This is a genomic window from Streptomyces sp. NBC_01260, from assembly GCF_036226405.1.
GTDB classification, from domain to species: Bacteria; Actinomycetota; Actinomycetes; order Streptomycetales; family Streptomycetaceae; genus Streptomyces; species Streptomyces laculatispora.
In genome coordinates, this window is sequence record NZ_CP108464.1 from 216,051 (window position 1) to 242,692 (window position 26,642).

Genomic DNA, 26,642 nt, shown 5'->3' on the forward strand with positions numbered 1-26,642 from the left:
TCACGGCTTGCTCCTGCTGCGCGAAAAGCGGGTGACGAGGAACGACAGCAGCGCGGCGAACAGCGCGATGAGCAGCGAGGCCGCTGCTGCCAGTCCGAAGTCGTTGTGGGTGAAGGCGGCGGTCTGGACGAACATGTTGGGCGTCCAGCTGCTGCCGATCGAGCTGGAGGCGCTGTAGATGACCTTCGGTTCGGTGAAGAGTTGAACCGATCCGATCACGGTGAACAGCACGGCCAGGGCGATGGCCGGGCGGATCATCGGCACCTTGATCGACAGGGCGGTACGGATCTGGCCGGCACCGTCGATCTTCGCCGCGTCCAGGGCCTCGGTCGGCACCGCCTTGAGGGCGGCGTAGAAGATGACCATGTTGTACCCGATCCACTCCCAGACGGCGATGTTCGCCGCGGAGAAGACCGCGTTGTCCGCCGACAGGAAGTCGATGTCGAGGCCGCCGGCGCCGAGGAAGTCGATCACCGGGCTCAGTCCGGGCGTGTACAGGTAGACCCAGATGAGTGCCGCGATCAGACCGGGCACCGCGTGCGGGAGGAACAGCGCCAGCTGGAAGAAAGTACGAGCCCTGGTCAGTGCCGAGTCCAGCAGCAGGGCGAGGACGAGGGCGCCGCCGATCATCACCGGAATGTAGATCGCGACGTACGCGGCGATGGTGAGGAATCCGCCGCGGAAGGCGGGGTCCGCCAACGCGCGTACGTAGTTGTCCAGTCCTGCGAAGACCTCTTCCGTCCCGCCGAAGCCGAGGCCGGAGGTGTGGGTGGTGAACAGGCTCATCCAGCCGGCGTAGACCAGCGGGGCAAGGGTGACGGCGGCGAACAGGATGAAGAAGGGTGCCAGGAGCAGCGTGGCGGTGCGGCGCTGGGCGCGGGCTGACGGAGTTGTCATACCGGGCCTTTCTCGAGGGGAGCGGAAAGCGTCGGGGCGGGAGCCGATGCGGGCCTCGACCTGCGGTGCGGGCATCGGCTCACTGGGGTTCGCGTACTACGGGGCGACCTTCATCCCGCGCCGCTCCATGTCCTTCACGGTCGCCTGCTGGGCCCCGGTGAGGACGTCGAAGAGCTTCACCTTGCCCTGGGCGACCTTCGGAAGCTGATCGACGATGGCCGTATTCGTGGTCCCCATGACGGGTCCCCACGTCCAACCGGGCCGGACCGCTGCGTAGGACTTGCTGCCCACGGCGTACACGTCCTGGCCGCCGAAGTAGTCGGTGGGGAAGGCGGCCTTGGTGACCGGCACGAGCTTGGGGTCGGCGGGGAACATGCTGCTGGTCCCGGAGGAGACCCACGCCTTCATGCCCGCGGGGTCGGTGGTGATCCACTTGATGAACTCCTCGGCGGCACCGCTGTTCTTGGCGCCCTTCGGTATGACGAACGAGGAGCCGCCGTACATGGCCGAGGCCGGCTTGCCGTCCCAGGTAGGCACCGGGGCCACCGACCACTTGCCCTTCTGGTCGGCGACGGTCGCCTGCTGGGCCCCCGCGCACCAGCTCGCGCAGACGTAGGCGACGGTCCGGTTCTGCTGGACGCTTGTCCAGAACGGGTCGAGCGAGCTCACCGAGGTGACGAGGTCCTCCCGGGCGAGGTCACCCCAGTAGTCGGCGACCTTCCGGGAAGGAGCGTCGTCCAGCGATACCTTCCAGGAATCCTTCTCCGTGCCGAACCACTGCGAACCGGCCTGCCAGGCGAGGGCGGTCAGCAGTCCCGGGTTGTCGGTGTAGAGAACCCCGCCGCGGGCCTTCGGGTCCGCCTTCTTCACCTGAGCGGTCATGTTCCGATACGCGTCCCACGTCTTGGGGACACTGATCTTGTGGCTCTTGAAGAAGTCGTTGCGGTAGTACAGCATCAGCGGAGCCGCGTCGCGGGGAACACCCCACGTCTGGCCCCCCAGCTCGACCAACTGCCTTACGGACTGCGGGAAATGTTCCTTGACCAGGGGCGCGAGCGAATCGCTCAGCGTCTCCAGCTTGCCCTGAGTGGCGAACTCCGGCAGCTGCGGGTACTCGACGACCGCGGCATCCGGGGCGGTGCCGGCCTTCACGGCGTTCGTGAGTTTGGAGTAGTACTCCTGGCCCGAGGGCACCGCCTCGAAGGTCACATTGATGTCCGGGTGGGTCCGGTTGAAGGCCTTCGCCACTTCGTCGGAGCCCTTGACGAAGGACCAGAAGGTGACCTTTCTGGTGCCCTTCTCCGCCGTGGGAGTCCCGCTGTCCGAGTCTCCACATCCCGCGGTGAGAAGGCCGATTGCTGCGACGGAGCAGACCAGCGCTGCCAGTCGTCTACGAAACATGATGTGCCACCGATCGTTTGCTTGGGTGTCACCGCAATCATTCGTTACGTACGACAGCACGTCAATGCATCTGATTTCGTTTTTTTGATAACGAAACCACATGGCTTCACATGGTTACGCGTCGGTCCGGTGGCTGGCGCCACAGGATGCGCGGACTCGCAGTTCCGGGCGGAGCAGGATCTCGGCCAGCGGGGTGGCCGGGTCGGACAGTCGGCGTACCGCCAGGTCGAGCGCCCATGACCCCACCGCCTGTTTGGGGGGTGCGACGGCGGTGAGGGGGACGTCGCTCAGCTCGGCGACCTCGTCGTCGTAGGTGACCAGTGCCAGATCTTCCGGCACGCGCATACCGCGTGTGCGCAGGATGCCGACGAGGGCGATGGCGTCGATGTCGTTGTGCACCAGTGCGGCCCGGACCTCGCCGGATTCCACGGCCCGGACCACTTCTTCGAAGCGCGCGTCGGCCGGAGCCGCATCACCGGTGGTGCTGATGCGGAACTCCGGCCCCGGCGTCAGCCCCATGGCCTTCACGGCGTCGGCATGACCGGCGCTGAGAAGAGCCGTGTTGGGGCTCTCGATCCTGGCGACGAGGGCCACCTTGTCGTGTCCGAGCCCGGCGAGATGGCGCACCGCGAGGGCCGCGCCGTAGGCGTGGTCGGAGGCTACCTGCTCCAGTCGGCCGGCCTGTATCCCGGCCCGGCGCTCCACCAGTACGGCCGGCACATCGAGGGTGCTCAGCCACTGTTCGGCCTTGTCCAGAGGGTGCAGGCCCGGGTGCAGCATCAGCAGCAGGCTGTTGATCCCGCCGGCCACGAGTTGGCGGACCTGCTCCTGGTTCTCCGACAGCGACTCCCCGGAGACGGTCAGTACGACGCGGACGCCACGCGCGCGGGCCGCGTTCTGGACGCCCCGGATCACCTCCGCGTAGTAGTAGCCGCCCGGCGGCACCACCAGCCCGACGGCGTACTTCTCCCCGGTGGGGGCCGGGGCGGCGGCCGGGGACTCGACGGGAGCGGGGGCGTCCGAGGCCAGGGCCCTGGCGCCGCCGTGCACGCGGTTCAGCAGTCCCTGGCCGGCCAGCTCCCGTACGTCCTGGCGCAGGGTCACGGCGGAGACTCCCATCTCCTCCGCCAGCGCCTTCACGGTGATCGACCCCTGGCGCTCCACCGCGCGCAGGATCGCTTCCCGCCGCTCGTTAGCCAACACCTTCAGTCCCCTCTCGGTAGCGAGTGAGTCATCGTTCTTCACTCGACAATCGAAAAGATATCAATCAAAGGTCAACGATGGCCTGGAGCAGCGAATCTCCGCGGCGGGGTCAGTGCGACGGCCTGTCGTCGACGGCGACGAGGTTGCCGCCGCGGAGCGTGTAGAGCAGACCCTCGTGGACGTTGACGTGCGGGCCGCTGTACCAGGCCCCGTTGATGTCCGCGACGACGGTGGTGACGGCGAACGTCTTCGGATGGAAGCGGAAGAGCGTGGTGTCCGAGACGCCGTAGACCGCACCCCTGTTGGTGACCATGGCGGCGAATCCCTTGCTGACACTGCTGACGTCCGCGGTGTGCACCACCTTCCTGGCCCGCACGTCGATGACGAACAGGCCTCCCTTGGTAGTGAGGCCGTAGAGGCTCCGGCCCTGCACCGCCAGAGCCGCCACGCCCGCCGCCTGCTTCGTGTCGACGCGCCACTGCTCCTTGCCGGTGGCCGGATCGACGGCGACGACGGTGGCGCGCGGTCCCTGCTTGGCGGCGTTGTCACCGCCCAGGTAGGCGACGCCGTCCCGGTTGGCCACCGCTCGCACGAGTTGGACGTCGTCGATGGGGTTGACGTAGGACGCCGACTTCCCGGTCCGTGGAGAGTACGTCCACAGGGCGCCGCCGCCCTCGGTGTCGGACTGCACGCCGACCAGGAGCAGCTTGTTGTCCGGGTCCCACGAAAGGTCCAGCGGACGGTTCTGCTCGCTGGGGAACTTCGCCGTCTGCTGCGGCTGCTGTCGCCGGGAGGAGTCGTAACGCCAGATGCCCTGTGCGTTGTACTGCCCGGTGTACAGGACGCCTTCGATCACCTCGGCGTCCTTGGCCTCACCCGGTGCCTGCAGGTTGACGACCTCGCCGGTCTTCAGGTTGCGCCGTGAGATGGCGCCGTTGCCGCCGAGGTAGACATACCCGTGGCCGGCGGCGATCCCCATGCCTGCCTGCGGTCCGGCCTTTACCCCCGCCTCGTACAGGTCCGTGACCACCGAGGTCTTGGCCGGCAGGTCGATCTCGGCGACGAATCCGTAGCCCGAGACGACAGCGAGCTTTCCGTCGGCGTGGTCCAGCCCCCAGATCTCGCCGAGGTCCGGACCGGTGAACTCCACGTGGGAGATGGTCCTGTCGGCCTTCGAATAGGCCTCCACTCCCGACTCGGAGGCGAAGTAGATCCGCTCGGCGTCGGAGGTGAACGTCTTGATGACAGCCCCCTCGGTCTTCACCACGGTGTACGAGGAGAAGTCCGCCAGGTCGATGACGGCGAGCTTCGCAGGGTCGACCGCACCCGACGTGCCGACGATCAGCTTCCCGTCATGGACGGCGAGTTCCCGCAGGCTGGGGTCCTTCTCCATCTCCTTGGGCACGATCGAGGTGAACTCGCGGCTCTTCCGGTCGAAGGCGAACAGGGACGCCTTGCTCGCGCCGCTCCCGCCGGAAAGGACGCTGCCCGCGCCGAAGAAGACGGTGGTGTCCGTGGCCGCGACCGCCCTGGCCAGCGTCGCCTTCGGATCAGGGGCGCCCAGATTGGCCACGGCATCTTTGGCAGGGTCGTACTGCCACAGGACGGGCGGCTTGTCCGGAACGCCGCCCACGGCGAAGACCGTGCCGTCGGGGGCGACGGCCAGGTCACGGATGTCGCGGTCCTCGGTCCTGCCGATGGGCACGGCGGGCTTCTCGGGCGTCTTCAGGTCCCACCGGTAGAGATTCGGCTTGCCCTGGTCGGACTTGACCAGGACGCCGATGTAGAGGTAGCGGCCGGTGGGATCCGCCGCGAGTGCCTGGATGGAGGGCTCCGGCCCCGCGTCGAGGTTGGTGGACGACACCACCTTCCGGCTCGGCAGATGGAAGCCGACAACGCTGGAGGGGGTCAGGTTGCGCGAGCCGATGTAGACGGTGTCGCCGACCAGCACCCCGCTCATCAGCGAGAACTGGACCAGGCCCGGCCCGAGGTCGGTCACCTTGGTCGCGGCCGCCGCCTCGGGTGCCGCACCGGCCTGCGGGGCGAGAAGAGTTCCGGCGGCGGTGGCCAGCCCGAGCGCACCACCGGTCTGGATCAGCCGGCGCCTGCTCAGGGAACGGGTATGGGGCATCTGTACTCCAAGGGGTGTTGAGTCTGCTGTTCCACACATCCGGGGATCCAGGGATCCGCGTCAGGAGAGGTCGAGGATGCGGATGTCGTCGTGCTGGACGATCCGCGTGGGTACGTCACCGTTCTCGATCGACTCCGAGGGTCGGTAGAGCCCCCACTTGATGTAGCCGTGCTCGGCCGGGTTCTCCGGCTGGTAGGTACGCACGTTCTCGTACGAGGCGGCCGGCTTGTAGTCGGACTCTCCCGGCAGCCGCACGGAGACCTTGAAGTAGCCCGTCTCGTCGGTGGTCCAGCGTGCGTCCACGCGGAAGCTCATCCACTTGTTCACATACGGACGGAGGTCCGGCACCACCGCCGTCTGCTGGTTCAGGTGTGGGGACCTGAACGCGACCTCGTTGCGCTTCGCCATGAGGTAGAACGCCGGGACGTTGCCACCCGCGTACTTCCCCTGGAAGAGGATGTCGCCCGATTCGCTGCCACCAGGCGTGTAGGTCTTCCAGTCCTTGAGCAGCACGCTGAACTCGTAGCGCTGCACGTCACCGACGTCGAACTGCCCGGATGGAAGCAGATCCGTCGCGCTCTCGCTCCGCGGCGCGCCGTTGGACTCGTATCCCGCGTCGCCGAGCGTCACCTTGTGCTGAACCGCGTACGAGCCCTCGTGCCCGGGCTGCACGACGCCGGAAGCGTCCGATGCCGTCGCGTGCGTGGTGCTCAGGCCGTCCACTCCGGAGTTCAGGGCTCCGTTCTCGTAGTCCACCTTCAGCTTCTCCGTGGTGGACTGCGCGGGCGCGGAGCCGGCGAGCGGGGCGCCATCCGGTTCGGCTCCTGACGAGTACGACACCAGAACGGGAACCATCAGCGCCCCTGCGCATAGGGCGGTCGCCACCTTGAGAACCTTGATCATTTTCACTCCTCGACATCGTGGGGCTGCGAGAACCGGTCGAAGGCCACCCAAGGGTGTTCCTCCAGCACCGTCACACCGTGTGGCCGAAACTCAAACGGCGAGACGACATCGTTTGGTGGGCGATGGAGGTACTTCGAACCGCCTGCATGCTGACACGCTTGCGAATGAAACCGGAAGACCGATGGCAAAACTTCATTCAAGCCAAGGGATGGCGAGGTTCTGGCCATGCATTCACAGATGTACCGGGGCGAGAGGTCATCGATTCGACGATCCCGCTCGCCATGGAATGTTCATCTTTCGACGGAATACGATGTCGAATGACGCAAGAATGACGAGGGTGGCTGGATCGTCTGGGCCGATCACGGACACGTGCGGTGCAGTGCTCGATCATGAGCTTGGTATGGGTCGAAAGGTCACGTGCCGTGACTTCCTCGACAAGGTGGCCGTCACTGCCGTGGGCGCGGCCGCGGCGATGGCGCTTCTTGGGGCGACGCCGAGCGCAGAGCCCGGCCCCACCCGTCACGGGCCCCGCAGGCCGCTCACGCCCTACCTGCCAGGCGGGACCGGCCTGACGTGGCGCACCCCGTGCGTGACGGCGCGTTCGCACGGCCGCATATCGGATACCCGTGAAACCTACGACCTGGTCGTGGTCGGCGGTGGCCTCAGCGGTGTGGCCGCGGCTCACCTCTACCAGCGAGCACGCCGGCCCGCGGGCCCGGGTCCTCGTCCTCGATGCCCTCGGCGGGCATGCCGGGCGCAACGAGTCCGCGTCGGCCGCACTAAGCTCCTGTCCGACGGCGGCACGGTCAACATCGACACTCCGAGCACCTGGTCGCGCGGAGCCCGCGACCAGCGTGCACACCATCGACTACGCCGAAAACCCGGGTGCGCCATCACGTCCTGCGACCGTCATACTCGACGCCCGTACGGCCCCTACCTGCCCGGGGCCGTACGGGGCCTGCCCGGAACAGCTGCGGTGCGCTCCTGGGAGTGCCGGCCCACGCGGGCGGGCGCATGCTGTGAGAAGGACCGGAATCCTCTTGCCCGACAAGGGGGCCCTGTGGGATCGAGGAACGAGGCGGGGCACACCGAGCGCCCCATGAGCGTTTCCCCCCTCGACAGCATCGCGGCGGCCCTGCTCGACGCCGAGGGCGGCATCTCATGGTGGTCGCGGGCCGCCCACGAGCTGCTCGGCTGGACCGGTCAGGAGGTGGCCCGCCATCCCGCCCAGCGGCTTCTGGTCGACCCCGATGACGATTCTTTCTGCCGCACCGAGCGGGCCATCGTGCACCGGACGCGCCTGCGGCATCGTGCCGGGCACGTGGTCAAAGCCGACATTCACATCGCGGGGGCAAAGGACTCGGACGAACGACTGGTCCTCGCCCTGCCGCCCGAAGGGCCGGGCAGCTGCCACCAGGACCGGGACATTGCCAGGGCCCTCCTCGCCCAGGACTCCATCGGTGTCGCGCAGTTCGATATGGACATGGGGCTCGTACGGACGAACGCGGCCATGGACGCGCTGCGGCCCCGGAACGCGGAGGACAACTGGCTGTGCCGTCTCGTCGCGCGCGACGGCGGCGGTGAGGCCCGCGCCGACTTCGGACACGTAGCGGCCACAGGGGCCTCCGTCGCGGCCCGCATCTACGGGCTCGGCACCGACGCCGCTGCGTCTTCGGCACTGTCGCTGTCCTGCTTCCGGATCGATCAAGCCCTGGGCGTACCGGTCGGCATCATGGTCGAGGCGACAAGGGTTCCGGAGACCGGTCCGACCCGCCTCGGCGACGCTTACCGGAATGCCTTCGACATCGGCCAGTCGCTCGATGTCGTCCAGGTGGCACAGGACCTCACCACGGTGCTGGTACCGGCCATGGGCGACTACGCGGCAGTCGATTACCCGGACGACGTGTTGCAGGCCCGCGACCCGGCGTACGGATACCACGGTCAGGAGGCGGCCGCTCCGCGCCGCGTGGCGGTGAAGTCCGAGCACGGCGCGTGGCCGGCCCAGCTGGTTCAGGTCGGCGAGGCGGTTCCGCGCGTCAAGGAGTCCCCGGAGATCGCAGCCAAGGTCGTCGGCGACGTGCTTGTCGCGGACGCCGCACTCGCGCGGCGGATCCTCGGCAACGACCCCGTACTGCTGCTGAAGTTCATGCCAGAGGGCATGCACCACTCCCTCGGCTGCCCGCTCTATCGCGGCGGCCGGTTCTTCGGCTACGCACAGGTGTATCGCTGCGGCACCTCGGCACCGTTCGACGACACGGACATCAAGCTGATGCACGACCTGTGTGCCAGGACCGCGACGGCCATCGACCATGCCTTCCGTTTCACTCGCGAGCATCAGACGGCGGTCGTCCTCCAGCACAGTCTCCTGCCCCCGTCGGCGACGCACAGCGTGGCCGCCGAGACGTCAGGCATCTACGTGCCCGCCGGCGGAGCCGTGAGCGTGGGAGGAGACTGGTACGACGCCGTCAACCTCTCCTCGCTGCGGATCGGGCTCGTGGTCGGCGACGTCGTGGGACACGGTCTCGAGGCCGCCGCCACGATGGCCCGCCTCCGCACAGCGGTCCAGACGCTCGCCGACCTGGACCTGCCGCCCGACGAACTGCTCACCCGCCTCGACGATCTGGTGCGGCGGATGCAGCTGGAGGCGGACGAGCCCGACACCGTGGGCGGTTCCTGTCTGTTCGCCGTGTACGACCCGGTCGACCGAACGTGTCGGATGGCCTCCGCCGGTCACCCACCGCCGGCTCTGGTGACACCCGACGGCGACGTCGGCTTCATACCCGCCGCACCGGGGCCGATCCTCGGCGTCGGCGACAACCCCTTCGAGGTCACGACGGTGACGCTGCCTCCGGGAAGCACCCTCGTGTGTTACAGCGACGGGCTGCTCGGGCGGGACGTCGTGCAGGGATCGGAGCATCTGAAGTCGGTTCTGGCCGAACAGTGCACTGCGGACCGTCCTCTGAAGGCCGTGGGAGAGGCCATACTGGCCCGCACTCCCCACGCGGAACACCCGACCGACGACATCACCGTCCTGATCGCCCGCACCCACGCCGTGGCGGACGAATCCACAGCGATGTGGGAGTACCCCGCCGACCCCGCTGCCGTCCAGCACGCCCGCGCCCATGTCAACGCCCAACTGGAGGCATGGGGACTGCACGAGTTGCTGTTCAGCACCGAGTTGATCGTGAGCGAGCTCGTCACCAATGCCATCCGGTATGCCGGCCGGCCTGTCACGCTGCGCCTGATCCGCGACCACGTGCTCTTCTGTGAGGTTTCGGACCCGAGCAGTACTCAGCCCCGGCTGCGCCGTGCTCTTGCCACCGATGAGGGTGGCCGCGGGCTCTTCCTCGTCGCCCAGCTGACGACACGCTGGGGCAGCCGGTACACGGACCGGGGTAAAACCATCTGGACGGAGCAGAAACTGACGCCCCGGTGAACGCAATTTCGCGGTCGCCCGCTCACAGGGGGATCAGAAGAGGCCCCCTCCGCGGCTGCGTCGCGGTGGACGCCCCGACGCCGCCGACCAGGAGCGCCACCGCGCCCAGCCCCAGGAGGATGGCGTCGAAGGCTTCTTTGACGGCCAGTTGTGCGGCCGGGGCGTCGGACGGGCGGAGACCGACACTTCGTTGGGGGTCGCCGGGTTGACGGTGGGGGCCAGCGAGTCTCGGACCGCTTCGGCCTCGGACTCGACGGTCCGGGTGCAGACGGTGGTCGGGCACCTGAGCTTTACCGTCGGCGTGGACCTCAGTTCCGACCACACAAGTCGGTGGTCAGAACTGAGTGAACGTCACCCATGTTCGACCCCGGGATCACGAGGGGCTCGAACGGGTGGACTCCATCGCTCTCTGGGGGCGGTCACGCCGGGACCCGAACAGCCGGTCCGATATCTGGCCGTTGACGAGGGCGCCCGCTGCCATGCCCACCGGAAGGGCGACCGAGATCCTCAGGGGGCTGATGCTGCTGCCCCCGTCCTCCCAGTTGTCGCCGAGGAAGTAGAGGGGAACCCAGATCAACAGGCCGTAACGGGCCATGTTCTGAAAGCCGATGGCGATACCGGTCGACCAGATCCTCGGGTTGCGCAGCACTGCCGCGTACCGCTGGAAGGACGTCTCACCCGCCGACGCGCCGGCTTCCTCCGCGGCCTCGTCCGCCTCGATGGCGTCGGCCGACCCGGCCGGCGGGGTGACACCGGCCTGAGCGGGACTGTCCCTGGCGATGACGTAGAAGGTGACACCGCCCACCAGCATCAGGAGCACCGGCATCCGAAGATCCACTGCCAGTCGAGGTCGAGCGTGTCCACGACGATCGTGGAGGTGACGAAGGCCAGGACGGATGCCATCCCGGCGGCGAAGGTGTAGAAGCCTCTTGCCCCGCTCGTGCGGGGCCCACCAGTTGGAGATGACCCGCCCGCCGGCCGAGGTCCTCCTCGATGCCGGGAACGACGAAGCCGAAGGTCTGCCTGCCGGTGCAGAAGAAGAAGTAGCAGAACATGGCGGACAGCAGCATGCGCCACTTGAGCCGGGTGTACGCGTGCTCCTGCAGGGGGTCGGGAGTGCGGCTCCCGGCCATCACGTTCTCGGCGTTCGACATGGTTTCTCAACCAGTCCGGGGAAAGTGCCGCGTGTCCGGCCGCGGGGGAAGGGGCCGGTGTGTGAGGCGGTGGTGGCCGCCGGGGCGTGGCCGACCTCGCGGGGCAGGTCCGGAGCGGCCGGATCCCCGGAGGTGACCTCGTCTCATCAGGTGGTCCGGGCCGACGCGTTCTCCTGCTCGGCGACCAGCGTGGTGGCGACCCAGAGGGCGTCGTAGTTGTGGATGCGGGCGGGAGCGCCGAACGGCTTGTCCAGCAGCTCCGGCCGCGCCGGCCGCCGGTTGATCAGGAACGGGATCCGCAGCTCGCCCAGAGCCCCGTGGGATCGCAGCGGCGCGTCGAGCCCGCTGAGGTCGTGCCAGGCAGCGAACCGGCCGAGCGCGGTGCAGGCCTCCGCGAGGACCACGATGTCGCCGATGCGGTCGGCGGGCAGGGCGTAGCGCTCGGCGGCCTCCTCACGACCGTGCACCTCCTGCACTCCCTCGATGGCCCGCAGCGCCTCGACGGTGGAGGTGCGAACGGCTCCCGGCGGCAGGTACACGCTCGCGAAGGAGCCGAGCGCACCGTGGTGCACGGTGTAGGGGTCGGTGATCGGGAGGATGACCCGCAGGCCCTCCGCCTCGGCGTCCTCGGTGATTCCGAGAATCCTGCGGACCTCCTCCTCGACGTAGATCACCCGGGCCACGCCTGTACCGTCCGTCTTGGCGCTCATGCCGTGATCGGCTGTCAGGACGACGGTCGCGCCGAGTTCGGCCAGTCGGCCGGCGTAGTGGTCGATCTTCTCGTACAGGTCATTGGCCGCTTCGGTGCCGGGCGCGTGCTTGTGCTGGATGTAGTCCGTGAGCGAGAGGTACATGAGGTCGGCGCCGCGGGTCTCCATGATCCTGACGCCCGCGGCGAGTGCGAATTCGCTGAGGTCTGCGGAGTAGACGCTCGGCAGCGGCCTTCCGACGAACTCCAGTACGTCACCCATGCCGTTGTCCTCGACGGTGGCGCGGTCGGCCTTCTCCGCCGAAAAGCAGATGCCGCGTCGGGACGGTGCGACGAACTCGCCGGAGCCGTCGAGCGAGAGCCCCTCCTCGACGAGCCCGGCGCCGAGCAGCCTGCGGAGCTTGTCCTTGGCGGTCACGACGACCACGTCGAGGCCGGCCTCGTTCGCCGCCCCGAAGACGGTGGGGACGCGCAGGAACCGCTTGTCGTTCATCAGCACCTCCTCACCGAGCTCGGTGTCGAAGATGTAATTGCCGCTGATCCCGTGCACGGCCGGCGGGTGGCCGGTGGCGATGGACACGTTGTTCGGATTGGTCAGGGCCGGCATCGCGCAGTGGGCGGGCCACGACGTGCCCTCTCCCTCAAGCACCTTACTGAGCCAGGGCATGCGTCCGGCCGCCATCGCCTCGATGTGGTAGTCGGGCTCACTGCCGTCGATACAGATGACCACCACCGGCCCGCGGGGCATCGAGTAGGTCCTGCCGTTGACACTGAATGTCCCTGAGGTCACGAGGGGCTCCCTGCTGCATGTAACGTGGCCGAAATCCTGCTGCCCCATGAGCGTGCTGGCAGGAGGCGCCACGAGGAACTCGTCTTTCGGCTATCGCCCCCATAGCCCGAACCCACTGCCCGCCCGGCATCGTTGCCACACACAGGGTGACGTAGCCGTCGCCGCCGTCGGCGATCGTCCACTGGGTGGGCATCGTCGTCCGAGACGCCGCTCCAGACGGCCAGGATCAGGAGTGTGCCGCCGTGCGTGGTGTTGATCGCGTACTGCCCCGAAACCCACGGGCATCAACCGGAATTGCGACGCGCTCGCGGCCGCGTCAAACATCGGCTCCCTGCTGACCGATGGGGTCGAACCCTTCCGCTCACACCTGCGTGCCTTCCGGCTCAGCAGCGTGAGAGCCGCCGAGGATCCGACGCCGGCCGAGCACGAGCGGGTCGTGCGCCGCGTGCCGCGCAGGAAAGCCGACCGCGCCGCCGAGGCCATGACGGAGCATCTCACCCTCAGCCTCATCCTCCGGCGCCAGCTGGCCGGTGAGACCGAAGGCTGAGTCACGTCCCGCCGACTGAACGCTCCGCCCGGGCCGCAGGCTGTCGCCCGCGGCGTGTCGTGGCCGGCGGTCAGGCCAGGCGCTGCCGCACCCATGCCGACAGCCGGTCCACAGCGACGATCAGGACCAGCACGACCAGGATGTGAGTCAGCATCTCGTCGAACTGGAACAGCCTGATCGACTGGTTGATCAGGAAGCCGATGCCTCCCGCGCCGACGAGTCCCAGCACCAGCGAAGCACGCACGTTGACGTCCAGCCGGTACAGCAGCAGTCCGATCAGCTGGGGTGCCACGGTCGGCAGCAGGGCGTGCGCCGCGATCTGGATCCTGCCTGCCCCCGCCGAGCGCAGGGCCTGCACCGGACCGGGGTCGGCGTCCTCCAGCGCCTCCGCCCACAGCTTGCCCATCACACCGACGTTGTGGAGAAGCAACGCAAGTACGCCCGGGAAGGGACCGAGTCCGACAGCGGTGACGAAGATCAGGGCGAAGACGACGTCAGGTACGGCGCGCAGGAACGACAGCAGGGAGCGCGCCACCTGGTAGACCGTCGTCGAGGGGGCGGTCCCGCGCGCCGCGAGCAGTGCCAGGAGCAGCGAGAACGGCACGGACAGGGTCGTGCCGAGCAACCCGATCCACAGGGTGACCAGCGCACCGTTGAGACTGGGTTCCAGGACGTCCCAGCTCAGATCGGGCGGGATCGCGTCACCCAGAAAGTCCACGATGCCTCCCCAGCCCTCGGCCAGCGCTCCGAAGGACATGTCGGTGGTGTTCCACGCGACGACATGAGCGGTGACCACCGCGGCGGTGACCACGGCTCCCACAGCCGTGGCCCGTGGCCGGGCGGGCTTCGGGGGGACGGGAAGCGTTCGTACCTCATTGAGGTCGATCATGAAACGGCCTCCACAACCGCGGCCCGGTAGAGGGCGTCGACGTTCTGGCCGGGTGGCCCGTTCAGGATCACCCGGCCGCTTCGCAGGCCGACCATGCGGTCGGCGTGGCGGGCGGCGAGCGAGGGCTGGTGCAGGACAGCGAGGACGGCCAGGCCCGCGTCGTGGGCGAGCTCGGCCAGCAGCGCGAGTACCTGCTCGGACGCGGCCGGGTCCAGTGCCGACACCGGTTCGTCGGCCAGCAGGACGCGGGGGCGCTGGCACAGGGCACGAGCCACGGCGACGCGCTGCTGCTGGCCGCCGGAGAGGCGGCCCGCGCGGTCGTGCGCCCGGTCGGCGAGACCCACCCGGTCCAGGCAGGCCATCGCCTCCTCCCGCAGTGCGCGTGGGAACAGTGCGGGAACCAGCGAGTGCCTCAGCCACAGCCGGCCGAGGGCGCCGGCGCACACGTTCTCCAGGACGGTGCGCCGGCGCACGAGGTGGATGTGCTGGAAGACCACGGCGGTGTCCAGCGGCGCGGACGGCTTCCCGTCGATGGTCACGCTGCCCGCCGCCATCGGTTCCAGGCCGGCGGCGGCTCGTAGCAGGGTCGACTTGCCGGAGCCGTTGGCCCCGAGTACGGCGAGCAGCTCGCCCCGGGCGACGTCGACGTCCGCCCCGTGCAGCACCTGCCGCTCTCCGTACCGCACGGTGATCCCTGACAGGGCGAGCATCAGACGTCCTTCTCAGTCAGGTTCAGGGCGGCGGCCAGGTCGAACAGCGGCTGGTACGTGGACTTGTCCACGGCGATCAGCGGCGCCGGCGGGTCCACGTCGAGGAGGGCGCCGATCTTGCCGACCTTGTCCGACGGCAGCTTCAGCAGCGCGTCGGTGACGGCCTTCTTGAATTCGGCGTCCAGGCTGCCGCGGACGGTGATCGGGTCGTTCGGGATCGGATCGGAGCCCCACACCTTCCGGAACCCGGACGGGTCGAAAGTACCGGCGGCGGTGGCACTCGCCAGCTGCTGGGAGTTGACCTCGGCCGCGTCGACCGTGCCCTTGGCGAGGGCCAGCAGCGCCTCCGGGTGACCTCCGGCGTAGTTGACCTTGACGTCGTCCTTCTTCAGGCCTGCGTCGAGCATCGCCTGGCGCGGCAGGGCGTCACCCGACGTCGACCCGACGGAAGCCAGCGCGAGGGAGTGGCCCTTGAGATCCCCGACCGACTTGACGGCGGACTCCTTCGGCACCCAGATGCCGGCGGTGTAGCTGGACACCTTTCCCTTGCCGTCACCGAACGAGGCGACTGCCTCGGCCTTGGCCCGCCCACTGGCGAAGACGTAGCCGAGAGGGCCGAACATGGCGATGTCGAGCTTGCCGTTCTCCATGGCGAGGACCTCGGCGGAGTAGTCCTCGGTGACGGTCAGCTCCACCTCGCAGTCCAGGCTTTCGCCGAGGGCGTCGGCGAGGACCTCGGCGGCCGGGGTGAGCTTGGCGGGGTCCTCGAAGGGCTCCACACCGAAGCGGATCCTTCCGCCGGGGCAGGTGGCGGACTCGGCCGCGTCCGAACTGCCGCCGCAGGCGGTCAGGGACAGCGCGGCGACTACGGCGAGCGAGGTGGCAAGGACGACAGGGCGGACGGACACGGTGAACTCCGGGTTCGAGGACAGTACGGGGGAGGGACGCGGTAGGTGCACGGGGGGAGTCGCTCGCCGGGGCGGCTGTGGCCAACGTTTCAGGCACAGCCACCCCGGTCAACACTTGTATCGACAGGTTGCCAACTGTTCATCTGTGAGTCGGCAGTGAGTTGCCCGGCCTCGCGGCCGAGGGCCGGCAGGGACGCAGGCGCGGCTCAGCGGTGGCTGTGTCCGCGCCCCCCGCCGGGGTGCTCCTCGTCCCGGCCGTGGTGGGCGTGTGCAGGACGCCTCGGATAGGAGGTGTGACCGAGTTCGGCCGCGGTACGGGTCACCTCGAAGAGGCGCTCGGCGTCGCGGTTGATCCAGGTCGCCGTGAGGGTCGGCATGTCGAGCGTCGTATCGGCGACCAGCTTGAGGAAGACGTGTGGCTCGACGGCACTGTGCACCAGGTAGGGGCTGGGCACGTTGAGGCTCGGGATGGTGCTGTCGTGCATGGGGCTGACGATGAACTGCCACAGGTCGTAGCCGACACGCGGGCCGTAGCTCAGGGCACGGGAGACGTGGATGTCTCCGCCGATCAGGAAGCAGCCCGGGATCTTCTCCGCGGCGATGAAGTCGTAGATCGCCTCCCGCTCGTAGGAGTAGGTGGCCCAGTCGTCCTTCTCGGCGTTCTGCTTGTCGTCCCAGATCATGCCGGTGGCGATGGCCTTGAACGGTGCCGTGCTCCTGCGGAGCTGCTTGCGGAGCCAGTCCCACTGCACCGTGCCCAGACAGGTCACCTGGGTGCTGTCGGCCCAGCTCGGTGCGGTGCGGCTGAACCAGCGCGGATCCAGCAGGAAGACCTCGATCGGACCCCGGCGGAAGGATGTATAGATACCCTCGCCGTCCGTTCGCTGCTTGAGGATCTTCCCGTCCGCGGTCTGCCCGAAGGAGGGGTTGGCGCGGTAGTTGACGAAGGCGGTGCGGTTCTGGCGTTTGCTCTTGTAGTCGCCGTGGAAGTCGTTGCCCCCGAAGTCGTGGTCGTCCCAGGTGGCCCAGACAGGCATGGAACTGATCATCCGGGAGATCTCCGGCTGCACCAGGAACGTACGGTGCTTCCGGCGGGCCACCTCGAGGTCGGGGCTGTCGACGTACGGGGTGTCGCCTAGCATGACGAAGCTGTCGCAGCCCTCGTCCATGATCGCCGTCCATACGTGGTCGGGGACCGACGGGCCGCACGAGCCCATCCCCATGGTGACCACGGAGGGCTTGTCCGGGTCGGGCGAGGTGGTGAAGGAGCCGGTCATCGGCGCCAACCCGGCCACTTCCTTGACCGGGGTGAGGGCGAACTCGTACGCCGTGTCGGGAGCCAGGCCGCGTAGTTGGGCGATCAGTGTGTTGTCGTTGCCGGGATCGACAGCGGTGGTGACGGTGCGCCAGACCTTGCTCCCTTTCCCTCCCAGCTCCCGGTAGGCACACTTCCAGCGGGAGTAGAGGGAGGGGTCGAGGCCGGGGCGGGCCCAGATCCGGGCGTTGCCGGGTTCGGTGTGTCCCACCATCGGCCCGACCGGCTGCTCGGGCGGCATCGGCGTCGGCACCACGGCGGGCGCCGTCCCGGTGCGCACCGACGCGACGTAGCCGGCCAGCGCGGTGAAGAACGCCTCGCTGTCCGTCACCGCATCGGCCGGCTGCACCACCGCGCCCGCACTGTTGCGGATCTTGTCCACGGTCAGGCTGGTGACGAGGAACCGGCCGGAGCCGAACTGGCCCTCCAGCAGCGCGGGCGGGAACCCGGAGGCGGAGCAGGCCATCAGCACCCGCATCGAACTCCACCACTGAACCGTCTCGTAGCTCACCCGCGGACTGGCGTTCCGGCCGGTGAACAGCCGGCCGTTGCTGACGCGCAGCCCCTTGACGAGCGGGTGACCGGGATCGACCGGGTGGATCGTGTCGTAGTCGGCGTCGCTGCGTACGGCGGACAGGCCGCTCGGCAGATAGGCCACTGCCGCGCCGTACTGGTCGGACTGCGCAAGGTCCAGCACGACGCGGCGGTCGGCAACGAACCTGCGCAGGGAGTCGGCCTGGTCGGCGACGTAGTCGAGATAGTCATCGCTGTTGTTCGTGAACGTACCGAAGGCGATCAGGTCGGCCGGCTGCGGCTGCTCGTCAGCAGGCAGCGTCAGGTCGAGCGGCACGACCTCGAAGCCTGCCTGGCGCAGCAGTTCGGCCAGCCCCAGGGCCTTGGTCCACGGGTCTTCGTACTCCAGGACGGCGGCGCGCAGCGGGGTGGTGTCGTCCGCGGCGCGCGGCGCGCCGCCTGCGGCGAACGCCGGTGCGGCAGCACCGACCGTGAGAGCGGCGGCGACCCCGCCCGTCAGTATCTTCCGTCTGTCCAGACCGTTGTCCGGCATGTGTCTCTCCTTCGGAACGCGGCCCCCGGTCCGCCTTGTGCGGATACGGAGACCGGGCAATGGGGTGCCCCTCTCGGGGCCTGTGCCGCAGACGCTGGCAGAGCGAGCAACCGACGGCAATAGCTTGTATCGACAAGTCATTCGGAGTTCACGCACACCTCGGACGCGCTGCACGATGTTCACCCGCACCGGGGATCACGCGTTCCTCCCCGACGGCCGCAGGTGGGGGCCGGTTCAGCCCAGGCTCGGCAGAACGGCCTGGCGTGGGGCATCCGCTCCCTGGGCGGCCCGCACGGCCGCGCCGAGATCACCCAGCGAATAGGCCCCTTCCACGAGGTCGGCGAAGGGGTGGGCGGCATGACGGGCGGCGAGGAAGGCCACAGCCGTCCGGAGGTCGGCGGGCCGGTAGTTGTGCACACCCGTGACCGTGCGCAGGCCCCGCACCAGCCACTCGGGATCGACGGGGACGGTGTCCGCCGGGGAGACCGAGCCGGCCAGCACGGCGGTCCCGCCGATGTCGAGGGCGGACAGACACGCCCGGACCGCGTCCGTCCGGCCCGACAGCTCCAGGGCGATGTCGACCCGGCCCGGCGGTTCGCTCACGCCCCGCACCCGGGCGGCCCCGAACTGCCCGGCGCGCGCCCGCCGGGCCGGGGACGGATCGACAGCGGTCACACGGGCGCCCCCCAGGGCCGCCATAGCCACCGCCGTCAGACCGAGCATGCCCGCGCCGGTGACCAGCACCTCGCGCCCCTCCAGGGGGCCGGCGGCGGCGATGACGGCGGCCACGGTGGCGGTCGCGCAGGACGCCGGAGCGGCGACCGCATCCGGCAGCCCCTCGGGTACGGCGACGACGGCGGTACCCGGCAGCAGCACGCAGTGCGTGGCGAACCCGCCCGTCAGCGGGGCCCGTTCATCCAGCGGCTCGTGCCCGTACTTGCGCAGCTCCCGGCACTTCTGCGGGTGGCCGCGCCGGCAGCGCGGGCAGGTCCCGCAGGAGGCGGTGACCGACCACACCACCCGCAGCCCCGGAACCACCGGAGTGCCGTCCACACACGACGGCGCCCCCGGCCCCACCGCCAGCACGGTGCCGACCTGTTCGTGCCCCAGCACCGCCGGAACCGGGGACGACCGCTTGCCGTTCACCGTGTGCAGGTCACTGCCGCACACCGTGGCCAGGTCGATGCGCACCAGCACCTCACCCTCGCCGGGCGACCGCGGAGTGGTGGTGGTCACCAGCGTGAACGGCCGGTCGACCCCGTCCCAGCGGGCATAGCGGACGGCGAGAAGTTCGTCGGAAATGGTCCCAGGCATGGCGTCAGCCCAATCCGTCGCGATGACATGAAAGCGAGTAAGTAACCTGTATAGACACCTTCTCGAGGTGGTGGCGAAATTCTGGGTGAACAGAAGATGCAAAGGCTGTTCACCGACGACACCCAGGCGGTCGCACCCGCGCTCCGCGACCGGGCGTACGACCGACCGAACCATGCGCGACAGGCGGGCAGTCCATCCCGATTCACCCAAAGGCGCCGCGAGGTGACAGCGTCGGGAGAGCCCGCACCACCGGCTGAGGCGGGACCGGAGGAACAGGAACGGAACCTGTAGGGTCAAGTGCATGGCCACCCCTCTGCACCGGACGATCGCAGCCGAACTCCGCCATCGGATTCGTTCCGGGAACCTCGCGGTCGGTGGGTCGCTGCCGTCCGAGTCCCAGCTCTGCGAGGAGTTCTCGGCGTCGCGAGGACCGGTCCGGCAGGCCCTCGCCACCCTGCGTGACGAGGGGGTCATCGGCGGCGGGCAGGGCAAACGGGCCGTGGTGCTGGACACCGTTCCCACCCAGCCGTTCGAGTCGTTCCTGTCCTTCACCCGCCGCGCGGAACTGACCGGCTACTCCCCCGGCCAGAAACTGCAGGAGATCGCGCTGCGCCGCCCCGAACCGGAGATCGCCGCGGCCCTCCAGATCAACCCGGACGACCTCGCGGTCCAGCTCGTCAGGCTGCGTCTGCTCGACGGGCGCCCGGCCATGCTGGAGCGCATGACGTACGTCGAGTCGGTGGGCCGTCCATTGATCTCCGCGGACCTGGACGCCGGTTCCATCTACGCCCTGCTCACCGAGCAGGGCGTGGATCTGCACTCGGCCCGCCACACGTTTGACGCCGTCCCCGCCAACACTCTGGACGCGAAACTGCTGGACGTCCCCGAGGGGTTTCCGTTGCTCAGGGAGCGGCGCCTGACGACGGACTCTCAAGGCACCCCCGTCGAATGGTCCGAGGACCGCTACCGCTCGGACACCGCGACCGTGACGGTCACCAACACCCGCAGCTCCCGCACCGCCATGCTCTGAACGAGGCCTCCGTCCCTTCTGCTTTCGCGCCTCGGGCCAACCTGGCAGAGACACCTCCGTCGACGGCCCAGTCGGCACCAGTGCCGAAGCCCGCGGCGTCGGACAGGAGGAACCCCCGACCCGCGCGACGCACGGCTGACAGCCCGGATGCGGGTCCCCGAACAGGACAGGGCCCGCTGGCGCGAAATCCTCGGACCGCCTGAACAGGACACCGACGAAGAAGACCAGCCAAGTGCAGGCGCACCTGTACCGCATCCCCCGCCAAGAACGCCACCTGGTCCTCGGACCCGTCGAACGGCAAAAGACAGTCCACCGCCGCTTCAGGCCTTTCCCGCCCACAGCACGACGCAGGCATGATCGGGCCCGCCCCGAAACCCAAGAACCCGTATGAACCCGCCGCTCAGCGCACACGTCCACGCGGCTTCAGGGGTATATCGGGCAGTGCGGGAGCCGGGAGGGGTGCGCCGTCATAGCCGCGTACGGTGCCGAACCGATCACCCTTCATCCAGTCCTCCCGGGCCTGTGCAATGTCCTCCTGGGTCCTGGCCACGAAGTTCCACCACATACCACGCTTCTGCCGTTTCATCCCAGCTCAGAGGCATGACGCACCATCCGTGGTCAGCAAAAGGTCAGCAAGCGACCCCGGAGACCGAACGATGGCGAACAAGACCCTGGCCCGCGGCATGGGCACCTTCTTCAAGGATTGCGAGCACAGCAGCACCAGGTGGTCCAAGTGCCCTCATGAGTACACGATCAGGTATCGGAACGCCGCCGGAAAGCAGACCGAGGAATCCGGGTTCGCTACCCAGGACAAGGCCATTGAGCGGCTGACCGAGGTCTACACGGCCAAGAAGGCGGCCCCGCGGAGCCAGAAAGCCGAGTTCGAGCAGTATGGTGGCGGGTACCTTGACCTGGAACGCGGACGCCGCCCGGGCCACAACGTCTCGCGGCGTTGCACTGTCCGGCAGGCGCTCAGAGACGCCTCGCGAGCCGGAGGAAGCGCTGAGGGGCCCTACCGCTCTTTTGGAGAGCTCCAAGTATGCCGTGGTGGCCGCTTAACGTTCGGGTGAATCGAGCTCAAGGGCCAACCACCCGCCAGCCGCGTCCCCAACCTCACGGGGCAGTACACCTAGCTCCTCGTGATACTGCCGCCGTTCAGCATTCGGCTCGCCCTCGTCTACGAGCTGCTCGTGATCGCCGGGCGGGCCGCCGCGCTGATGTCCACGGCAGCGTTTTTCGTCAAGCAGTTGTGACCTTGGGCGGTTCGTAGGGGTGCCGTCGCGGCACATGGCAAAGAGGGCGTTGATGCGGCGTTGGGCCAGACAGATGAGCGCTGCGACGTGGTGTTCCCTCGCGTCGCTTCTTGTCGTAGTAGGCGCGTGAAAATCCTAGGTCAGCGAGGCGAACGCTGAGAGGTAGAAGTCACGCTTAAACTGCCGGCCGCCTCGCCTGGAAGGGTGTTCACCACGGATGGACGAGCCGGATCTGGAGGTTGCGGGCGCGAGGCCTGCGTCGGCCGCCAGGTGCCCGGAGGTGGCGAAAGCACTGCCGTCACCGACGTCGCCGAAATAGAGGTCGGCGCACGCACCGGCCCTTCACAGCCTTCGCTTGGCGCAGGGCCTTCGCCACGACTGCGGCGCTGTCGTGCTTGCCTGTCGGGTCGACACCGAACGTCGTGACATCGACGACTGTCTCGGCGGACCGGGCCTGTGCGTGCAGCGGCGCGGCAAGCAGGACGCCTACGGTGGCGGCCAGGAGCGCCATCCACGCCCGGCCGCGAATGCCATCCTGGGCAAGAGTGGTCTGGCACAGACGGGTGCCGGTGGAACGTCGCTGTCCGGCGACATGAAATGGGTCTGCACGAAGATCCCCAATGAAGGCGACAGTCGTGATCATGAAGCGGGGCGTGCAGCGAGCCTGACCAGACTGCGCCTTCATGGAAGCGGCCGTTGGGAAACCGCGACGTGAAGCTGCTTCATCGGCACCCGTCCCGCCCTCCGCGCGGGCCGATGCGGTCCACGCGGAGGCGGATGGGCGTCACGCCACAGGACGCGGCTTGCGCGAGTGCGGGCGGGGCCTTGCCCGTCTGAGGCGAAAGCTGTGACTGCGTGTCAGTGGGGCAGCCCGACAAGGTCTTCGCCGTTGCGACGTTGCTGGATGACGACGGCGGCGGCGAGGAGGGCGCCCTGGGCTACGTTCCGCCAGAAGGTGTTGGCTCCTTCGACGGTGAGGCCGTTCAGGCCCTACGGCAAGCACCGTGCCCTCCACCGACCTTGCGGCCGACGAACCCACGACGGGAGATCAGCTCTGGTCCCGAGATACCTACCTCGACTCCAAAATCAAATAGGAAACCGATGAGGAGATAGTGGGCTACGAGCGGCACCTCGTCAAGCCCCGCAGAGCAGTCCGCCGCCGCGGCCCGTCGGCACGACAGGGGAACGAGGCTGAATCTCCATCGTTAGGCGCTTCGAACCACAGGAAGCGGGCTACACATTGAAGCGGTGACGGAATCGGCTGAGCCGCCAGGTCGACCGACCCCTGAAGGTTCACGTGCATGACTCCCAGAGGCGAGGATGAATCCTATAGGGAAATTGGTCAAAACCATTGACATGATCCGTCCGTGCCGGTGCACTTCTGCACAGTCCTCACCCTCAAAGAAGGAGCCGCACGGCCATGTCCTCTCGTTTCCCTGTCCAGCCTCCCTCCGAGGGCAAAGACGGCATGTCGCGCCGTGGCGTCCTGCGCGCCGCGGCGTGCGGTGGCGCATTGGCCCTGACCCCTCTGGTCACCAATCCGACCTCGGCGTCCGCGGCATCGGGCGGCTCCCGGCCGGTTGCGACGAAGGCGGTGCGGCCCCCCGAGCTCGCCCGCCACTCCCTCTGGTACCGGCTCCCCGCCACGGACTGGCAGTCCCAGGCGCTGCCAATCGGCAATGGCAGGCTCGGCGCCATGCTCTTCGGCCGGCCCGACCACGAACGGATCCAGTTCAACGAGCAGAGTCTGTGGGGCGGAGTCAACGACTACGACAACGCGCTCGCCGGCCAGGGGGACGGTGCCTTCGACACGAGCATGACCGGCTTCGGGTCCTATCGTGCCTTTGGTGACGTCCTGCTCTCCTTCGGTGCCCGGCCGGAGGTCACCTCTCCCGGTGGTCCCTACCGGACTGCCCCGAACCAGGGCTTGGGCAATGCAGTCGACGGCGACCCGCGGACGAAATGGTGCATCGAAGCCCCGCCAAAGGAGGTCATCTGGCAGGCCGCCCTCACCGCACCTGCCTCGGTGTCGGCCTACCGGCTCACGAGCGCCGAAGACGTCCCTGACCGGGACCCTCAGAACTGGACTTTCCAGGGCTCGGCGGACGGAACCGCATGGACCACACTCGACACCCGGTCGCTTCCAAGCCCCTTCGACAGCCGCAACCAGACCAGGGAGTTCACTTGCTCCAACAGTTCGGCCCATACGTTCTACCGCTTCGTCTTCACGCCCCGCCCAGGAGTGAGCCACTTCCAGGTGGCCGAGATCGCCCTTGCCGGGGTCGACCTCGGCGGCCGGCACCTCCTGTACGTCTCCTCACCCTCCGGCCACGCCGACGGCTCCGGACGCGGGCACGACATCTCGCGGAGCATGGACGGGAACGGCTCCACGGTGTGGAGAGCGGCCGACGCAACCGGCGGAGCAGTGTGGCAAGGCGACCTCGAATCAGTTGCGACGGTCACCGGCTACAGCGTGACGGCTGCGCCTGACACCCCGCAAGAGGATCCCGGTTCGCTGACCCTCGAGGGTTGCGCCAACGGTCTGGACTGGACCCCACTCGACGAGCGCGCCCTCCAGCCTGCACTCCAGCGCGGTGAGCGTCGGCAGTTCACCATCGGCAAGCCCGGGGCTTTCACCCGCTACCGTCTGACGCTACGCCCGAAGTCCGGGTCCAAAGCCGTGCGCGTCGCCGATGTCCGTCTCACCGGAACCGAGCTCGACACAGCGCAACTGGGCCCGGTCATCGAGTATCACCGTGCACTCGACCCCGAGTCCGGAATCCACACCACCCGGTTCGGGCCCCCCGGACAGAAGGTCCTGCGGGAGGCCTTCGCCAGCCGGTCCGCCGACCTGCTCGTCCTGCGCTACGAGGCCGAGCGCGCCGGCGCACTCGACTGCGACATCGCACTCACCTCCGCACAGGACGCGCCCGCATCAGTCGATGCCGCAGCGGGGACCGTCCGATTCGGCGGCACCATGGGCAACGGCCTCAAGCATGCCGCCGTCCTCCGGGTGACCGACACCGACGGTTCCGTGACTGCCGCGGGTTCCCAACTGCGGGTTCGGTCGGCGACACGCATGACCCTGCTCCTCGATGCACGCACCGACTACAGACTTGACGCCGCCGCGAAGTGGCGCGGGCCGGACCCCCAGCCCGCCATCACGGCAGCCCTCGCCACCGCCTCCCGACGGTCCTACAAGGCGCTGCGCAAAGCACAACTCGCCGAGGCCGGCGCGGTGGCCTCGCGTGTCTCCGTGAACTGGGGGCGCACCGATGACGGGACCGCCGCACTCCCGACAGACGCGCGGCTTGCCCGTTACGGAGCCGGCAAGTCCGACCCCGGACTCGAGCAGAGCATGTTCGTCCTCGGCCGCTACCTGCTCCACAGCTCATCGAGACCGGGCGGCCTGCCCGCGAACCTCCAAGGGCTCTGGAACGACAGCAACCAGCCGCCGTGGGCATCGGACTATCACACGAACATCAACGTCCAGATGAACTACTGGGGCGCGGAGACGACGAACCTCAGCGAGAGCCACGAGGCACTTGTCGAGTTCGTGCGCCAGGTAGCGGTGCCCAGCCGCGTGGCGACCCGGAACGCGTTCGGCGCCGAAACCCGCGGCTGGACGGCCCGCACGAGCCAGAGCATCTTCGGAGGAAACGCCTGGGAATGGAACACCGTTGCCAGCGCCTGGTACGCGCAGCACCTGTACGAGCACTGGGCCTTCACCCAGGACCTCACGTACCTGCGCGACGTCGCCTATCCGATGATCAAGGAGATCTGCCAATTCTGGGAGGACCGGCTCGTCGAGAACGCGGCCGGTCAGCTCGTGTCCCCCAACGGGTGGTCGCCCGAACACGGTCCACGCGAGGACGGGGTGATGTACGACCAGCAGATCATCTGGGACCTCTTCGGCAACTACCTCGACTCCGCGGCGGTGCTCGACGTCGACCCCGACTACCAGGCCACCGTCGCCACCATGCAGAAGCGGCTCGCACCCAACAAGATCGGCCGGTGGGGCCAGCTCCAGGAATGGCAGACCGACCGCGACGACCCGAATGACATCCACCGCCACACCTCTCACTTGTTCGGGGTGTATCCGGGCCGTCAGATCACGCCCGACACGTCGCCCGAACTCGCGGCAGCAGCGCTCGTCTCGCTCAAGGCGCGGTGCGGCGAGAAGGAAGGCGTCCCGTTCAGCGAGGCCACCGTCACCGGTGACAGCCGGGGATCATGGACCTGGCCCTGGCGGGCCGCGCTGTTCGCGCGTCTCGGAGACGGCGAGCGCGCGCGGTACATGGTCCGGGGTCTCCTGCGGTACAACACGGGGGCGAACCTGTTCTGCAAGATCCCTCCGTTCCAGATGGACGGCAACTTCGGCATCACCGGCGCGATCGCCGAAATGCTCCTGCAGAGCCACGAGAAGGTCATTCACCTCCTGCCGGCGCTCCCGAAGGACTGGGCCGACGGCTCGTTCTCGGGTCTGCGGGCCCGCGGCGGCTACGAGGTCAGCTGCACCTGGCGGAGCGGGCGTGTCACGGACTTCACCATCGTGGCCGACCGGGCGCACAACCGGGACAAGGTTGCCGTCCGCGTCAACAACAAGGTGGTCTGGGTCAAGCCGGTGAAAACCCGCCGCGGCAACTGACCCCGACGCCCTCATGTGCAGGCCCTGTGTCCGTGGACGCCGTCCGACATCCACGGACACAGGGCCTGCCATCCGATGAACGGAGTGGACCTGCCTGCCGGCGAGTGCCACTCACGGCCTCGACCTCTGGCGCACTCTCTCTCTTGAGTCCGTCGTGCGAAATCGACACCGGCCGGGTGCGGTTGCCTGGTGGGAAGGACGGTCGAGGAGGCGACCACGACGCCTCGACTGCGGTGCTGTCGGTGACGTCCACCAGGTGGAAGGTCACACGCGCGGTGCTCTGTTCCAGACCGCCGGAGCTCACGGTGCCTGCGCCCTGGTCCAGGTCGAACGAGGCG

At 68.4% G+C, this 26,642-nt stretch carries 18 protein-coding genes and 2 pseudogenes; 6 read left to right on the top strand and 14 right to left on the bottom strand.

Annotation, left to right across the window (positions count from 1 at the left end; all coding sequences use genetic code 11):
- The 5 genes from OG322_RS01140 to OG322_RS01160 form a co-directional block, all read right to left on the bottom strand.
- Window positions 1-897 carry a carbohydrate ABC transporter permease gene (locus OG322_RS01140; protein ID WP_123465087.1) on the bottom strand — a complete coding sequence of 299 codons (897 nt, stop codon included), beginning with the start codon at window positions 895-897 and terminating at the stop codon, window positions 1-3.
- 96 nt (window positions 898-993) lie between these two features.
- A complete protein-coding gene (locus OG322_RS01145) occupies window positions 994-2,298 on the bottom strand; it encodes an ABC transporter substrate-binding protein (protein ID WP_329305901.1) in 1,305 nt (434 codons plus the stop codon).
- 114 nt (window positions 2,299-2,412) lie between these two features.
- Entirely contained in the window at window positions 2,413-3,543 is a 1,131-nt protein-coding gene (locus OG322_RS01150) for a substrate-binding domain-containing protein (protein WP_329305902.1), read from the bottom strand.
- A 67-nt stretch (window positions 3,544-3,610) separates the two neighbouring features.
- Entirely contained in the window at window positions 3,611-5,632 is a 2,022-nt protein-coding gene (locus OG322_RS01155) for an outer membrane protein assembly factor BamB family protein (protein WP_329305903.1), read from the bottom strand.
- Between the two features lie 60 nt (window positions 5,633-5,692).
- Complete coding sequence (locus OG322_RS01160) at window positions 5,693-6,535, bottom strand: heparin lyase I family protein (RefSeq protein WP_123465081.1); 843 nt, start codon at window positions 6,533-6,535, stop codon at window positions 5,693-5,695.
- 1,099 nt (window positions 6,536-7,634) lie between these two features.
- Here OG322_RS01160 and OG322_RS01165 point away from each other — a divergent pair.
- Window positions 7,635-9,971 (top strand): ATP-binding SpoIIE family protein phosphatase, encoded by a 2,337-nt coding sequence (locus tag OG322_RS01165; protein WP_185095519.1) that lies wholly within the window; start codon window positions 7,635-7,637, stop codon window positions 9,969-9,971.
- A gap of 373 nt (window positions 9,972-10,344) precedes the next feature.
- Here the strand turns inward: OG322_RS01165 and OG322_RS01170 are convergent, their stop codons facing one another.
- Together OG322_RS01170 and phnA are read right to left on the bottom strand one after the other, a co-directional pair.
- Window positions 10,345-10,797, bottom strand: coding sequence for a hypothetical protein (locus OG322_RS01170; RefSeq protein WP_185095518.1), 453 nt, complete (start codon window positions 10,795-10,797; stop codon window positions 10,345-10,347).
- A 474-nt stretch (window positions 10,798-11,271) separates the two neighbouring features.
- Window positions 11,272-12,624: a phosphonoacetate hydrolase gene (phnA, locus tag OG322_RS01175; protein WP_241200327.1), complete on the bottom strand. Its 1,353-nt coding sequence runs from the start codon at window positions 12,622-12,624 to the stop codon at window positions 11,272-11,274.
- Between the two features lie 334 nt (window positions 12,625-12,958).
- Between phnA and OG322_RS01180 the strand changes: the two genes are divergently transcribed.
- Complete coding sequence (locus OG322_RS01180; protein WP_260147243.1) at window positions 12,959-13,171, top strand: FCD domain-containing protein; 213 nt, start codon at window positions 12,959-12,961, stop codon at window positions 13,169-13,171.
- A gap of 70 nt (window positions 13,172-13,241) precedes the next feature.
- On the opposite strand, the gene phnE is transcribed toward OG322_RS01180, so the two are convergent.
- From phnE to OG322_RS01205, 5 genes are all read right to left on the bottom strand, one after another.
- Window positions 13,242-14,060, bottom strand: coding sequence for a phosphonate ABC transporter, permease protein PhnE (gene phnE / locus OG322_RS01185; protein ID WP_329305904.1), 819 nt, complete (start codon window positions 14,058-14,060; stop codon window positions 13,242-13,244).
- On the bottom strand, window positions 14,057-14,770 hold the full coding sequence (locus OG322_RS01190) for a phosphonate ABC transporter ATP-binding protein (protein WP_329305905.1): 714 nt from the start codon (window positions 14,768-14,770) through the stop codon (window positions 14,057-14,059). Before OG322_RS01190 ends, phnE begins: the two co-directional genes overlap by 4 nt.
- On the bottom strand, window positions 14,770-15,678 hold the full coding sequence (locus OG322_RS01195) for a phosphate/phosphite/phosphonate ABC transporter substrate-binding protein (protein WP_123465069.1): 909 nt from the start codon (window positions 15,676-15,678) through the stop codon (window positions 14,770-14,772). The genes OG322_RS01190 and OG322_RS01195 overlap by 1 nt, the downstream gene beginning before the upstream one ends.
- A 206-nt stretch (window positions 15,679-15,884) precedes the next feature.
- Window positions 15,885-18,059, bottom strand: a complete 2,175-nt coding sequence (locus OG322_RS01200) for an alkaline phosphatase D family protein (RefSeq protein WP_329305906.1) — start codon at window positions 18,057-18,059, stop codon at window positions 15,885-15,887.
- Window positions 18,060-18,293: 234 nt separating this feature from the next.
- The gene (locus tag OG322_RS01205) at window positions 18,294-19,373 is read right to left on the bottom strand and encodes a zinc-binding dehydrogenase (RefSeq protein WP_123465065.1); all 1,080 of its coding nucleotides are present in this window, start codon (window positions 19,371-19,373) and stop codon (window positions 18,294-18,296) included.
- A gap of 301 nt (window positions 19,374-19,674) precedes the next feature.
- Here OG322_RS01205 and OG322_RS01210 point away from each other — a divergent pair, with 301 nt between their 5' ends.
- On the top strand, window positions 19,675-20,403 hold the full coding sequence (locus OG322_RS01210; RefSeq protein WP_185095517.1) for a GntR family transcriptional regulator: 729 nt from the start codon (window positions 19,675-19,677) through the stop codon (window positions 20,401-20,403).
- Between the two features lie 400 nt (window positions 20,404-20,803).
- On the opposite strand, the pseudogene OG322_RS01215 reads toward OG322_RS01210, so the two are convergent.
- A pseudogene (locus OG322_RS01215) lies at window positions 20,804-20,968 on the bottom strand (hypothetical protein); the annotation flags it as partial.
- A 91-nt stretch (window positions 20,969-21,059) separates the two neighbouring features.
- Here OG322_RS01215 and OG322_RS01220 point away from each other — a divergent pair.
- Window positions 21,060-21,473 (top strand): hypothetical protein, encoded by a 414-nt coding sequence (locus tag OG322_RS01220; RefSeq protein WP_311316979.1) that lies wholly within the window; start codon window positions 21,060-21,062, stop codon window positions 21,471-21,473.
- A gap of 201 nt (window positions 21,474-21,674) precedes the next feature.
- On the opposite strand, the pseudogene OG322_RS01225 reads toward OG322_RS01220, so the two are convergent.
- Window positions 21,675-21,947 (bottom strand): annotated as a pseudogene (locus tag OG322_RS01225) (transposase); the annotation flags it as partial.
- Between the two features lie 64 nt (window positions 21,948-22,011).
- Between OG322_RS01225 and OG322_RS01230 the strand changes: the two are divergent.
- A complete protein-coding gene (locus tag OG322_RS01230; protein WP_329305907.1) occupies window positions 22,012-22,371 on the top strand; it encodes a hypothetical protein in 360 nt (119 codons plus the stop codon).
- A 705-nt stretch (window positions 22,372-23,076) separates the two neighbouring features.
- On the top strand, window positions 23,077-26,304 hold the full coding sequence (locus OG322_RS01235) for a glycosyl hydrolase family 95 catalytic domain-containing protein (RefSeq protein WP_329305908.1): 3,228 nt from the start codon (window positions 23,077-23,079) through the stop codon (window positions 26,302-26,304).
- Window positions 26,305-26,642 lie beyond the last annotated feature (338 nt).

Excerpts from the sequence above, each read along its gene's own strand:
- OG322_RS01170 (WP_185095518.1), bottom strand. The coding sequence starts at position 10,797 with ATGCCGGTGCTCCTGATGCTGGTGGGCGGTGTCACCTTCTACGTCATC.
- OG322_RS01220 (WP_311316979.1), top strand. The coding sequence starts at position 21,060 with ATGGCGAACAAGACCCTGGCCCGCGGCATGGGCACCTTCTTCAAGGAT.
- OG322_RS01140 (WP_123465087.1), bottom strand. The coding sequence starts at position 897 with ATGACAACTCCGTCAGCCCGCGCCCAGCGCCGCACCGCCACGCTGCTC.
- OG322_RS01145 (WP_329305901.1), bottom strand. The coding sequence starts at position 2,298 with ATGTTTCGTAGACGACTGGCAGCGCTGGTCTGCTCCGTCGCAGCAATC.
- OG322_RS01235 (WP_329305908.1), top strand. The coding sequence starts at position 23,077 with ATGTCCTCTCGTTTCCCTGTCCAGCCTCCCTCCGAGGGCAAAGACGGC.
- OG322_RS01200 (WP_329305906.1), bottom strand. The coding sequence starts at position 18,059 with ATGCCGGACAACGGTCTGGACAGACGGAAGATACTGACGGGCGGGGTC.
- OG322_RS01160 (WP_123465081.1), bottom strand. The coding sequence starts at position 6,535 with ATGATCAAGGTTCTCAAGGTGGCGACCGCCCTATGCGCAGGGGCGCTG.
- OG322_RS01205 (WP_123465065.1), bottom strand. The coding sequence starts at position 19,373 with ATGCCTGGGACCATTTCCGACGAACTTCTCGCCGTCCGCTATGCCCGC.
- OG322_RS01190 (WP_329305905.1), bottom strand. The coding sequence starts at position 14,770 with ATGCTCGCCCTGTCAGGGATCACCGTGCGGTACGGAGAGCGGCAGGTG.
- phnE (WP_329305904.1), bottom strand. The coding sequence starts at position 14,060 with ATGATCGACCTCAATGAGGTACGAACGCTTCCCGTCCCCCCGAAGCCC.
- OG322_RS01210 (WP_185095517.1), top strand. The coding sequence starts at position 19,675 with ATGGCCACCCCTCTGCACCGGACGATCGCAGCCGAACTCCGCCATCGG.
- OG322_RS01155 (WP_329305903.1), bottom strand. The coding sequence starts at position 5,632 with ATGCCCCATACCCGTTCCCTGAGCAGGCGCCGGCTGATCCAGACCGGT.
- OG322_RS01165 (WP_185095519.1), top strand. The coding sequence starts at position 7,635 with ATGAGCGTTTCCCCCCTCGACAGCATCGCGGCGGCCCTGCTCGACGCC.